Here is a 12,169-nt window from a genome sequence, read left to right on the forward strand (position 1 = left end):
AAAACCCGCGAAGTATAGAGGTCGCGGGCGACCAGCGACAACTCAAAGGAGACTCCGCAGGATATGGATGCCGGCAATGTACTCGCCGGCGATGGTTCCGATGCTGACCAGGAAGAAGTTGAGCAGCGTCCGCGCCACGCGGTTTTTCCACCAGCCGCTCCAGTGGGTGATTTGGTCGCGCAGGTTTTCGAAGTCCATCACGCGCGGTTTTCGCACCCACGCCTCGGCCATGGCGCTGATACCGCCCGCGGGGATGCCCGGGCGGAACGGCTTCAACGGTGCCGCGATAAAGGCGGCGACGATGCTCAGGGGGTGTCCGCCCGCGGCGAGCGCGCCGAGCGCGGCGAGGCCGCCGGTGAACAGCACCCAGTTCTTCAGCGCGTCGGCGCCCAGGCTCGCGTCGCGATGGAAGGCGAAGCCGATGGCGACGAAGATGGCGAGAACCAGCACGAATGCGATCCATTTCGGCCAGGGCGACGCGGGCGGCGTCTGCGCGAGGACGTCGGCGGTGGATGCCGGATCGGCCTGCTGCGTGCGCAACTGCTCGGTCATGCCCTTCAGGTGGCCGGCGCCGATCACCACGAGTACGCGCTTGCCTTCGCCCACATCCATCCGTGCGGCATGCTCGCGCAGTCGCGCGGCCATGTATTCGTCGCGCTCGGCGATCAGGGCGCGGTAAAGCGGTGCGGACCCGGTGGCGAATTCGCTGAAAGCGCTTTCGAGCAGATCGCTCTGTTTCAGCTTTTCGATATCCGCTTCGGCGATGTCCTCACGTTCGAATACGCTGCCCAGCATGCCGGCCAGCAGGCCGAAACGCTGGAAGAAACCGACGCTGCGCCAGGCGCGCTTGAGGGTGGTACCTACCTCGCGATCGACGAGCCAGATGGGTGTGCCTCGTTGGTCCGCGCCATCCATCGCCGCTTTCATTTCGGCACCCGGCTCGATGCCGTACTGGGCAGCGAGGCGCTTCTGGAACGACGACAGCACCAGACTGGCGGCAACCATGCCGGCCTTGCCCTGGCGAATGACCTCGAACAGATCCATTTGCTTGAACGCTTCGGGATCGCGGATGCCGTGGGCGCGGCTGGCGCAAAGTTCCACGGCGACTGCGTCGAAGTGCTCGCGTTCGAGCAATGCCCGGACGGCTTCGACGCTGGCGCGCGATACGTGGGCCGTGCCGAGCACCACGTACTCGATGCCGTCACGCGTCATGCGTTCGATGGGTTGGCCTTCCAGGGCAGGGGGCAGGGCTACGTCGGTCTCGTGGGCATTCATGCGCGCGGGTCGTCCTGTTTATATGTAGGTGTCAGTCGCGGAAACGTTTGACGAGGTCGCCATATGCATCGATGCGGCGATCGCGCAGGAACGGCCAGATGCGCCGTACGTGCTCGCTGCGCTCCATGTCCACGTCGGCAATGAGTAGCGCGCGGCCCTCGGTTTCCGCCTGTGCGATGAACTCGCCCTGCGGTCCGGCCACGAAGCTGGAGCCCCAGAACTGGATGCCGTTGCCCACGCCGGAGGGATCGGCTTCGAAACCCGTGCGATTGCACGCCAGCAGTGGCAGGCCATTGGCGACCGCGTGACCGCGCTGCACGGTAATCCATGCTTCGCGCTGACGTGCTTTTTCCGCGTCGTCGTCGGTCGGGTCCCAACCGATGGCGGTGGGATAGAACAGCAGATCGGCGCCGGCCAGCGCCATCAGCCGCGCGGCTTCCGGATACCACTGGTCCCAGCACACCAGCACGCCGAGCTTGCCGACGGAGGTCTGGATCGGGTCGAAGCCCAGGTCGCCGGGGGTGAAATAGAACTTCTCGTAGAACGCCGGATCGTCGGGAATGTGCATCTTGCGATAGCGGCCCGCAATCTCGCGCGAACGATCGAAGACCACCGCGGTGTTGTGATACAGGCCCGTGGCGCGCTTCTCGAACAGCGATGCGACGACGACGAGCTTCAGTTCTTCGGCCAGTTTACCCAGACGTTCGGTGCTGGGGCCGGGAATGGTTTCGGCCAGATCGAACGTATCGACGGTTTCGCGCTGGCAGAAATACGGGCCGTTGTGCAGCTCCTGAAGCAGCACCAGTTCCACGCCGGCTTTCGCGGCGTCGCGCAGGCCGGCTTCGATGGCGTCCAGGTTGGCGTCCCGGTTGCCGCGATCGGTTTCCTGCAGCAGTGCGACCTTCAGTGTCTTGCGGGTCATTCTCTTGGTCTCCAAACGTCGCGCGACTTACGCGGTCGGGGAAAGGGCGGCGGGCAACTGCATGGTGATGCAGTGCAGGCTGCCGTTCTGCCAGATCAGCGGGCGGCAGGGTATCTGTACGATGTCGCGGCCCGGATGCGCCGTGCCGATGATGCGGGCGGCCTCGTCGTCGACCGCATCGCCATAGGCAGGCACCAGTACCGCGCCGTTGACGATCAGATAATTGGCGTAGGAAGCGGCCAGACGGCGACCTTCGTCGACGATCGGCTGGGCCCAGGGCAGCGGGTACAGCGTATATGGCTTGCCATCGACGGTGCGTAGCGCGGCCAGTTCTCCGGCCATGCGCGTCAGTTCGTCGCGATGCGGATCGGAGGCGTCGTCGCATGCCTGGAAAACAATGCCGTTGCCGGGTGCGAAGCGCGCCAGGGTATCGATATGCGCGTCGGTGTCGTCGCCTTCGAGGTAGCCGTAATCCAGCCACAGCACGCGGCGTGCACGCAGGCCATCGACGAGCGTGCCGGTCATCGACTCGCGCGATTCGTCCGGGTGACGCTGGACCAGGCAGCGCCAGGTGGTCAGCACGGTGCCTTCGCCGTCGCTCTCGATACCGCCGCCTTCCAGCGCCCAGTCGATGCGCTTATGGCCTGCGTTACCGAAGACGCCGGCATCGACGAGGCCGGCGATCAGCGCATCGTCCTGCTCGGCGCCGAACTTGCCGCCCCAGCCGGTGAAACGGAAATCGTTGAGCCGCACCTTGCCGTCGTTGTCGACCAGCGTGATGGGGCCCGAATCGCGCAGCCAGGTATCGTCGTAAGGAAGCCGCACGAAGCGGACGCGCGACAGATCGGCGCCCGCCGCCCGCACCGCGGTTTCGGCATGCGCGCGGAGCGTCTCATCCGCCACGACGACAATCAGGTCCTCGAAACGCGTCACCGCCGCCGCCAGCGCCACGTAGGTCGTTTCGACCTCGGCAAGGCGCTCGGCCCAGTCGGTATCCGCGTGCGGCCACGCGATCAGCACGGCGGACTGGCGTTCCCATTCCGCGGGCAATCGAAAGGTGTCTTGGCTCATGGGCGATGTCATTCGTCGTGATATGGGGACGGCACGGCACGCGGCAATGCCCGGGGCCGGGCATTGTAAAGCCTTGGGGTGGGCGGTGTTGGTTTGCCGAAACGAGGGGGGCAGCTCAGACTTCAGGCTCGCTAACGGAGCGGATTCGGGATTGCTCTCAAGCTCCCCTGACGGAGACGGCTCGGTGGGAGCGCGCTTGCGCGCGAAAAGCCTACGGAGCGGTGTAGCCGAATACTGTCTAGGACGAGCCGCGCAGCGGCGGCAGAGGGTCGCCTCTCGCTGCATCGAAACGTTTTTAAGAGCGCTTTGTTATACCGAGACGTGACCTTTCGCCGCCCGCTGCGCGGGCCCGCCCCAGGAAAGGCACGGCTACACCGCTCCGTAGGCTTTTCGCGCGCAAGCGCGCTCCCACCGAGCCGTCTCCGTCAGGGGGCAATCCCGAATCCGCTCCGTTAGGAGTCTTGTGGAGGAGATGGTCGCCGGAGCTTTTAGTGAGCGCTGCCGGGATTCGTATTGTTCCCTGCCGGCGTATTCAGCACCGTGTGAACCACGTGGCTACGCTCGAAATACACGATATAGCCGGGATATTCCCAGCGATTGATGACCGGCTGCTGCTTGCTGCCGCCGCCGCGCGGGTCGAGCTTGCTGACCGGCGCGCCGTAACGGCGTTCGACGTCGGCCATGCTCATACCTTTCTTCGGAAGGTCCATGCCCTGTTCCTGCTGGACACGCTTCATCAGCAGGCTATCCGCATGCGCGGTCTGGAACGCGGCCGCGCTGGCCAGAGCCGCAGCGACGGCGATCGTCGAAACAAAAGGCTTGAACTTCAACATGTCCGCTCTCCGCGCTCCCCACGCAGCGCTGCCGCAGCGTTGTATCAGATGCGGCGTGTGTTAGCCATGGGCGCCGGGTTGCAACTCTCGGTGTTGTGGGGTCTGTCGCGTTTTTGGCGGTGGGGGATGGGTAGTGGGGGGCGTGTTTCCGGCAAACGCCAGAGGGAGCGACAAACGCCACGCGGACGTTGCATCCGCCGGGCGGAACTAGTCCCCTCAGGCGATCGTCGGAAACACGCCCCCACTACCCATCCCCCATCCCCGCAACACGCCGGGTATCATGGGCGTTGTTCTCGCCCATTCCGACCCCTGATGATCTCCTTCCGCCAATTCGCCTTGCGGCGTGGCAGCCGCACGCTGCTTTCCAACGTCGACGTCACCCTGCAGAGCGGGTGGAGCCTCGGCGTCGTCGGCCGTAACGGTTGCGGCAAGTCGAGCCTTTTCGCCGCGCTGAAGGGCGAACTCGAGCCGGAGCTTGGCGATCTGGACATGCCGTCGCGTATCCGCCTGGCCGCCGTCGATCAGGAAACGCCCGCGCTGCCGGACCCGGCGATCGAGTATGTCCTGGGCGGCGACGTCGAAGTGGCGACGGTGCTGCGCGCGGAAGCGGCAGCCGAAGCGGCCGGCGATCACGAAGCCGTGGCCGCGGCCCATATCCGCATAGAAGAGCTCAACGGTTACGACGCCCGCGCCCGCGCCGGCCGTCTGCTGCACGGTCTGGGCTTCCCCGCCGAGACCCACGAACGGCCGGTCGCCTCGTTCTCGGGCGGCTGGCGCGTGCGCCTGAATCTGGCGCGCGCGCTGATGGCGCCGTCCGACCTGCTGCTGCTCGACGAGCCGACGAACCATCTCGATCTCGATGCCGTGCTCTGGCTGGAGGAATGGCTGCGCCGCTATCCGGGGACGCTGCTGGTTATTTCGCATGACCGCGAATTCATGGATGGCGTGATTTCGCACACGCTGCACCTGCACGACGGCACGGCGAAGCTGTACACCGGCGACTACACCGCATTCGAGCGCCAGCGCGCCGAACATCTGCGCCAGCAGCAGGTCGCGCACGAGCGCGAACAGGCCGAACGTGCCCACCTGCAATCGTTCATCGATCGCTTCAAGGCGAAAGCCAGCAAGGCAAAGCAGGCGCAGTCGCGCGTGAAGCGGCTCGAAAAACTCGCCGGCACCGAAGCCGTGCGTGCGGAACGCGGTTTCAGCTTCTCGTTCGCCAAGCCCGAAAAGCTGCCGACCTCGATGCTTCGCCTCGATCATGTCGATGCCGGTTACGGCGATCACCTCGTGCTGCGGGATGTCGGTTTCGGACTGGAAGCGGGCGACCGCATCGGTCTGCTCGGTCCGAATGGCGCGGGTAAGTCGACGCTGGTGAAGTCGCTGGTCGGCGACCTCGACCCGCTGTCGGGCGAGCGCGCCATCCATCGCGATCTGCGGATCGGCTACTTTGCCCAGCACACCGTCGAAAGCCTGCGCGAAGGCGCGAGTCCTTTCGATCACCTGCAGGAAAAGGCCCCTGGCGTCGGTGCCCAGGCGCTGCGCGACTTCCTCGGTACCTGGAATTTCCCGGCCGACCGTGCCTTCGAGCCGGTGGACGATTTCTCCGGCGGCGAACGTGCCCGACTGGCGCTGGCACTCATCGCGTGGGACAAGCCGAACCTGTTGCTGCTCGACGAACCGACCAACCATCTCGATCTCGACATGCGCGAAGCGCTGGCCGATGCGCTGGCCGAATTCGACGGTGCGCTCGTGCTGGTCTCGCACGATCGTCACTTGCTGGGCATGGTCTGCGACGAATTCTGGCGCGTGGCCGACGGTACGGTCGAGCCGTTCGACGGCGATCTGGACGACTACGCGAAATGGCTGCGCAGTCGCGCCACCACGCGCACGACGGCGGCCACGTCGTCCACGCCGCCCGGTGCGTCGTATCGCGATCGGCGCAAGGCCAGTGCGGGGCAGCGCGAGAAAGAGAAGCCGCTGCGTGCGCGCATAAAGAAAATCGAAGCGCTCGTCGAAACGCTCGACAAGGAACTGAATACCATTCAGGCCAAGCTCGCCGACCCGGCCGTCTATGACGGACCGACCGGCGAACTGATGAAACTCGGACAGCGGCAGGGCGACTTGCGTCGGGAAAAGGAAACGCTGGAAACCGAGTGGATGGGTCTCCTCGAGCAGATCGAGGCATGACGCCGTGAGTGCGTTGCACGTCCTGCTGCCGCCGCGCGATCGTTACGCGTCGGCGACGGACTTGCGCGAATGGCTGGCTCGCGGCACCCGCCTGCGCGACGCCGAGCCCGGCTACGTCGCGGCATTGCGCGAGCATTTCAGCTGGCCGGATGGCCCGCTACCCGTCGCCGCCCTGATCCGGCAACTGGTGGCGGGCGACGCGGGCGACGCACTCTGGCTATGCGCGGACCCCGCGTGGGTGCAACCCGAACTCAACGGTGCGCGCCTGCTTGCCTGCGGCAATCTCGGATTGCGCCCGGACGACGCCGCGACGCTGGTTGCCGCCCTTGCCGAAACGTTCAGTGCGGAAGGGATGGAGCTGCGTGTCGGCGACGCGGAACACTGGCAGCTGAAAGTGCCAAGCTACGTCGACCTGCCGCATTTTCCCGAACCGGAAGAAGCGCTCGGCGCGGATCTCTTCGAACAGTTGCCGCAAGGCACCGAAGGTCGTCGCTGGCGCGCCCTGATCAACGAAGCCCAGGTGATTCTGCACAACGAGCCGTGGAACGCGGCGCGACGCGCGCAAGGCGTCGCGCCGGTCAACAGTGTGTGGCTATGGGGTGGCGGGACATTGCCCGGTTGGGTGGAAAGCGGACTCGGTCGCGTCGTCAGCGACGATCTTCTCGTCTGGGCGCTTGCGGCTCGTGCGGGCGTCGATGTTGTCGGGCGCGATCCCCGGTCGGCTGCAACGGACGATGCCGCTTTTACGCTGCTCGATCTTCAGGACACCCAGCTATCGTCCTTCGAACGCGACTGGTGGCCGGTGATCGCCGCGCGCCTTCAGGCTGGCGGTAGCGAAGTACGTCTGTCGTTCGCCAGCGGCGAGCGCTACATCCTGCGCGCCGCGCATCGCCTGCGCTTCTGGCGCAGGGCGCCGAAGGCGTGACCGCGAAACAGTGGCGCCGGCGTCCGCTGGCAGCCGAGCCCCGCGACTGGCCGCTCTATGTGCATCCGGTGATCCAGCGCGTATATGCCGCGCGCGGCGTCGTGACTCCCGACGGTGCCGAGCACCGCCTTGCGCGTCTGCTCGCGCCGTCGCTGCTGGGCGGTATGGACAAAGCGGTATCGCTGCTCATCGAAGCGATCCGCACCGACCGCCACATCGTTATCGCCGGCGATTACGACTGCGACGGTGCGACCGGCACGGCCGTCGCCGTGCGCGGCCTGCGTATGCTGGGCGCACGCCATGTGGCGCATGTCGTACCCAATCGTTTCGTGCACGGATACGGCCTGAGCGTAGCGTTGGTCGCTTCGCTGGACCCCACGCCCGACGTCATCGTGACCGTCGATAACGGGATTGCCAGCGTCGCCGGCGTTGCCGCGGCAAAGGCGCGCGGTATTGCCGTCGTGATTACGGATCATCATCTTCCGGGCGATACGTTGCCCGATGCCGATGCGATCGTGAACCCTAATCTCGCCGGCGACGGTTTTCCGAGCAAGGCGCTTGCGGGCGTCGGCGTCATGTTCTATCTGCTGCTGGCGTTGCGTGCGGCCTTGCGCGACGCGGGCACGTTCGGCGAAAGCGAACCCGATCTGCAATCGCTGCTGGATTTGGTAGCTCTGGGTACGGTAGCCGATCTGGTCACGTTGGATTTCAACAATCGTGTGCTGGTCGATGCGGGCCTCAAACGCATGCGCGCAGGGCGCGCATGCGCCGGCATCGTCGCGCTGATCGAGTCCAGCGGACGCTCGTTGTCCACGATCGGCGCGACGGATCTCGCTTTCGCCGTCGGTCCCCGGTTGAATGCCGCGGGAAGGCTCGAAGACATGTCAATTGGCGTCGCCTGCCTGTTGACGGACGACGCGGCGATAGCCCGTCGTTACGGCGAGCAACTGTCCGCGATCAATCAGGAACGTCGCGAATTGCAGGCCGGCATGGTGGACGAGGCCGAGACGATGGTCGCCCGCGCCGCGCACATCGACGCGGTAGGCGTTGCCCTGTTCGATCCGGGCTGGCATGCCGGTATCGTGGGTCTGGTGGCATCGAAGCTGAAGGAAAAACTGCATCGTCCGGTGCTTGCTTTCGCCCCTGCGGGTGACGACACCGACGAACTGCGCGGGTCCGCACGATCGATCCCCGGCTTCCATATCCGCGATGCGCTGGCCGAGATCGACGCGCGTCATCCCGGGCTTATCCTGCGCTTCGGCGGCCACGCAATGGCTGCTGGGTTGAGTCTGCGCATGGCGGATTTCGACACGTTCGCGCAGGCGTTCGATACGCTCGCCCGCGCGCAACTCGACGACGAGCGGCTTCAGGCCATCGTCTATACGGATGGCGAGCTGGGCGTCGACGACCATACGCTGGACCTGGCCCGCCAGCTGAGGCAGGCGGGGCCCTGGGGTCAGGGCTTTCCGCAACCGGTATTCGAGAACAGCTTCGACTGCGCGTCGTGGAAAGTGATGGGGCAGCGCCATTTGCGCTTGCAGTTGCGCGATCCGCGTTCGGGATTCGTGCACGACGCCGTGATGTTCAACGCCTATCGCGGCACGCCGCCGCCCATGCGGATGCGTGCAGCCTACGAACTGTCGATCAACGACTGGCAGGGCAGGGAGTCGGTGCGGCTGTTGCTGCAACACATCGAACCGCAGGCCTGACGAGGCTATGACCTTCCTGCAGGGCGCGGTTGCTTCGATTTAATTCCCTCGAATTTTTCAGACTGGTCTGAGAGCCCGCCTGCGTCCGTCCCGTTAGATTCTTCCGAACGTCGTTTCATGCGACGACTTTCAGTGGAATACTCGAATGGAAGACAGCTTCGATACGGAGTTGCCGGACGCGCTCCCCGGCGTGCCGGATGCCAGATCGCTCATCGAGCGAATGAGAGCGCGCGACGATGGATGCGACCTCGAATCGGATGCCGACTTCGTACGTCTGTCCATTCGCATCGAGGGCGGTGTCGAAGTGCAGTACGGCGATCGTGTGTTCGCCGCGCCCACCGTGGACTGGTTCCTGATCGAAACGTCCTGCCTGGAACTGCTGGAACGCTCCAACGATCTGCGCGTCGCGGTCTGGCTGACGCGGGCATGGCTCGAACGGCACGGTCTCGGCGGCTTCGCGGCGGGTCTTCGGATCGTCGCTTTTCTGCTCAGCGAGCGCTGGTCGGGTATGCATCCACGTCTGTACGAAGAAGACGGCGACGACCCCATCGCTCGCCTCAACGCGCTTGCCGCCCTGGCGACAACCGATGTACTGGCTTCGCTGGGGCGTCAGCGGCTACCGGCACATCCCCTGTCCACACCGTTGCATTTAAGAGACGCGCTATCCGCACGTACGTCCCCGGAGATGCATGCCACGCTCAAACTGTGGGGCGCATCGATCGATGCCGGACAATTCCACGCATTCGCCATGCTGATCGACAGCCTGATCGACGATGTCGTCGCCGCTGCCTACGTTCTGGAGCATCGGGCAGGTGGCAGCGCCTTGCTCGAACCACTGCACCATTTTCTGCGTGCCGTCTCCCATAGCACCACCTCCGTGGCCGACGCATCGGGCCCGGCAAAAGACGATCCCGCTGCCCGCGACACTCGCGATTCGGCTGTCGCGAACAAGTCGATGCACCGTGGCGTGATGTGCGCGTCGCGTGCGGATGTCCAGCAGGCCATGGATGCCATTACCGGGTATTACGAGCGATGCGAGCCATCCAGCCCGGTTCCCCTGTTGATCGAGCGCGCGCGTCGTCTGGCCAGTAGGGATTTTCTCGGCATCGTCGCGGAACTCGCTCCTGGTAACTCCGCCGAATTTCGCCACGCGCTTGGCGTTGCGGAAAACCCCTGACGATCGGGTCGTCGATCGAACCACGGAAGCCCAGCTATGTCCCGTACGGAAAGCAGTCAGAAATTCATCGCCCGCAACCGGCCGCCTCGTGTTCAGATCGAGTACGACGTCGAACTGAATGGTGCGGAAGCCATCGTGGAGCTTCCCTTCGTGACCGGCGTGATCGGCGATCTTGCCGGCGCGCCGCGCGGGGACGCAACGCCGCTGGCCGAACGCAAATTCCTCGACATCGATATGGACAACTTCGATGAGCGACTGCGCTCCATCCATCCTTCGGTGAATCTGCAGGTACCCGATGAAATGGCGGGCGAGGGCGAGCTGACGGTTTCGTTCGATATTCACTGCATGGACGATTTTTCGCCCGGTGCCATCGCCCGGCACGTGGAACCGCTTCGGCGGCTCCTGGAAGCGCGGGAGCAACTGGCGAACCTGCTCACTTACATGGACGGCAAAGCCGGGGCGGAAGAGCTCGTCGCCACGTTGCTCGGGCGTCCCGAACTCATGAAGTCACTGCTGCCGTGACGTCCGCTCCCGAATCCCATGTATCCGAAGGAACGACGCCCCGTATGACCGACACAATGGACACGTCCCACGATATGACCGTTCTGGACGCGGCGACCTTTACGTCGATGCTGCATCGCGAACTGCGTCCCCGTTCGGCGGAAGCGCTCGCGGCCATAGAGCTCGCGGTGAGAACGCTGGCCGAGCAGACGCTTGCGGCGGCGCCGGTGTTGCACGGCGATGCGGTCGACACCATCCAGGGTCTCATCGCCGCGATCGACCGGAGACTATCCGCTCAGGTCAACCGTATCCTGCATCATCCGAATTTTCAGGCACTGGAGTCGGCATGGCGGGGTCTGCACTATCTCGTTTCCAATACGGAGACCAGCGAGCGGCAGAAAATCCGTTTTCTGGACATCGGCAAGACCGAGCTGGCACGGGAACTCAGAAAGTACAGCGGGGTTGCCTGGGACCAGAGTCCGCTGTTCAAGAAGATCTACGAACATGAGTACGGTCAGTTTGGCGGCGAGCCCTATGGTGCGTTGATTGTCGATATGGCGTTCGGCCACGGGCCGCAGGACATCGAGCTGTTGCGTTCGATGGCTCGCATAGCTGCCGCGGCGCATGTTCCGCTGATCGCCGCGGCCGATCCCTCCGTGATGCTGATGGATTCATGGCAGGAGCTGGCGAATCCGCGCGATATCGCCAAGCTGTTCCAGACGCCGGAACATGCCGCATGGCGCGATTTCCGGAACTCGGACGATGCGCGTTATGTCGGGCTGACGATGCCGCGTTTTCTCGCGCGAATCCCTTATGGCGCACGTACCCAGCCGGTGGAGGACTTCGACTTCGAGGAGGAGACCGAAGGCGATGCACGCAACTACGCCTGGGCGAACGCGGCCTATGCGATGGCGGTGAATATCAATCGGTCTTTCAGCCTTTACGGCTGGTGTTCGCAGATACGAGGTATCGAATCGGGGGGCTCCGTCGACGGTTTGCCCGTGCATACGTTCCCTACCGGCGACGGCGGCATCGATATGACGTGTCCTACGGAAATCGCCATCAGCGACCGGCGCGAGATCGAACTTGCGAAGAACGGTTTCATGCCACTGGTCCATCGGAAGCATTCGGCATCCGCGGCGTTCATCGGTGCGCAATCGTTGCATTGTCCTCAGGTATACGACGACCCGGTTGCGATGGCGAATGCGAATCTGGCTGCCCGCTTGCCTTACCTCTTCGCGACGTGCCGTTTCGCGCATTACCTGAAATGCATCGTGCGGGACAAGATCGGCACGTTCAGGGAACGCGCCGATATGGAAACGTGGCTGAACAACTGGATCGGCCGCTACGTCGAGCACAATCCCGCCACGGCGACCGATCGGGACAAAGCACGCAAGCCGCTTGCGGGCGCGGATGTCCATGTCGAAGAAGACGAAAGCAACCCCGGCGTCTATCGAGCGAAATTCTTCCTGCGACCGCACTACCAACTGGAAGGTCTGACCGTTTCACTTCGACTCGTGTCCAGGCTTCCGTCCATACGGTCGTGAGGCGGCCGTTTTACCTGAA

Annotated in this window: 10 protein-coding genes; 6 read left to right on the top strand and 4 right to left on the bottom strand. The window is 64.4% G+C overall.

Annotated features, from left to right (window positions below; all coding sequences use genetic code 11):
• Window positions 1–42 precede the first annotated feature (42 nt).
• From AC3IR3_RS07530 to AC3IR3_RS07545, 4 genes are all read right to left on the bottom strand, one after another.
• Window positions 43–1,275: a TraB/GumN family protein gene (locus tag AC3IR3_RS07530; RefSeq protein ID WP_489196307.1), complete on the bottom strand. Its 1,233-nt coding sequence runs from the start codon at window positions 1,273–1,275 to the stop codon at window positions 43–45.
• 31 nt (window positions 1,276–1,306) lie between these two features.
• A complete protein-coding gene (locus AC3IR3_RS07535; protein ID WP_489196308.1) occupies window positions 1,307–2,197 on the bottom strand; it encodes a carbon-nitrogen hydrolase in 891 nt (296 codons plus the stop codon).
• 27 nt (window positions 2,198–2,224) lie between these two features.
• Window positions 2,225–3,268 (bottom strand): agmatine deiminase family protein, encoded by a 1,044-nt coding sequence (locus AC3IR3_RS07540; RefSeq protein ID WP_489196309.1) that lies wholly within the window; start codon window positions 3,266–3,268, stop codon window positions 2,225–2,227.
• Window positions 3,269–3,756: 488 nt separating this feature from the next.
• On the bottom strand, window positions 3,757–4,101 hold the full coding sequence (locus AC3IR3_RS07545) for a hypothetical protein (protein ID WP_489196310.1): 345 nt from the start codon (window positions 4,099–4,101) through the stop codon (window positions 3,757–3,759).
• Window positions 4,102–4,413: 312 nt separating this feature from the next.
• Here AC3IR3_RS07545 and AC3IR3_RS07550 point away from each other — a divergent pair, with 312 nt between their 5' ends.
• The 6 genes from AC3IR3_RS07550 (at window position 4,414) to tssC (ending at window position 12,150) form a co-directional block, all read left to right on the top strand.
• Window positions 4,414–6,291 (top strand): ABC-F family ATP-binding cassette domain-containing protein, encoded by a 1,878-nt coding sequence (locus AC3IR3_RS07550; protein ID WP_489196311.1) that lies wholly within the window; start codon window positions 4,414–4,416, stop codon window positions 6,289–6,291.
• A gap of 4 nt (window positions 6,292–6,295) precedes the next feature.
• Complete coding sequence (locus AC3IR3_RS07555; RefSeq protein ID WP_489196312.1) at window positions 6,296–7,216, top strand: phosphoglycerate mutase; 921 nt, start codon at window positions 6,296–6,298, stop codon at window positions 7,214–7,216.
• Window positions 7,213–8,925 carry a single-stranded-DNA-specific exonuclease RecJ gene (recJ, locus tag AC3IR3_RS07560; protein ID WP_489196313.1) on the top strand — a complete coding sequence of 571 codons (1,713 nt, stop codon included), beginning with the start codon at window positions 7,213–7,215 and terminating at the stop codon, window positions 8,923–8,925. Before AC3IR3_RS07555 ends, recJ begins: the two co-directional genes overlap by 4 nt.
• A gap of 145 nt (window positions 8,926–9,070) precedes the next feature.
• A complete protein-coding gene (locus AC3IR3_RS07565) occupies window positions 9,071–10,102 on the top strand; it encodes a type VI secretion system protein TssA (protein ID WP_489196314.1) in 1,032 nt (343 codons plus the stop codon).
• A gap of 36 nt (window positions 10,103–10,138) precedes the next feature.
• Window positions 10,139–10,624 carry a type VI secretion system contractile sheath small subunit gene (gene tssB / locus AC3IR3_RS07570; protein ID WP_489196315.1) on the top strand — a complete coding sequence of 162 codons (486 nt, stop codon included), beginning with the start codon at window positions 10,139–10,141 and terminating at the stop codon, window positions 10,622–10,624.
• A 44-nt stretch (window positions 10,625–10,668) separates the two neighbouring features.
• On the top strand, window positions 10,669–12,150 hold the full coding sequence (gene tssC / locus AC3IR3_RS07575; RefSeq protein WP_489196316.1) for a type VI secretion system contractile sheath large subunit: 1,482 nt from the start codon (window positions 10,669–10,671) through the stop codon (window positions 12,148–12,150).
• Window positions 12,151–12,169: the final 19 nt, after the last annotated feature.

Source organism: Luteibacter sp. GL_149, from assembly GCF_057834065.1.

Excerpts from the sequence above, each read along its gene's own strand:
- AC3IR3_RS07550 (WP_489196311.1), top strand. The coding sequence starts at position 4,414 with ATGATCTCCTTCCGCCAATTCGCCTTGCGGCGTGGCAGCCGCACGCTG.
- AC3IR3_RS07530 (WP_489196307.1), bottom strand. The coding sequence starts at position 1,275 with ATGAATGCCCACGAGACCGACGTAGCCCTGCCCCCTGCCCTGGAAGGC.
- AC3IR3_RS07535 (WP_489196308.1), bottom strand. The coding sequence starts at position 2,197 with ATGACCCGCAAGACACTGAAGGTCGCACTGCTGCAGGAAACCGATCGC.
- AC3IR3_RS07565 (WP_489196314.1), top strand. The coding sequence starts at position 9,071 with ATGGAAGACAGCTTCGATACGGAGTTGCCGGACGCGCTCCCCGGCGTG.
- AC3IR3_RS07545 (WP_489196310.1), bottom strand. The coding sequence starts at position 4,101 with ATGTTGAAGTTCAAGCCTTTTGTTTCGACGATCGCCGTCGCTGCGGCT.
- tssC (WP_489196316.1), top strand. The coding sequence starts at position 10,669 with ATGACCGACACAATGGACACGTCCCACGATATGACCGTTCTGGACGCG.
- tssB (WP_489196315.1), top strand. The coding sequence starts at position 10,139 with ATGTCCCGTACGGAAAGCAGTCAGAAATTCATCGCCCGCAACCGGCCG.
- AC3IR3_RS07540 (WP_489196309.1), bottom strand. The coding sequence starts at position 3,268 with ATGAGCCAAGACACCTTTCGATTGCCCGCGGAATGGGAACGCCAGTCC.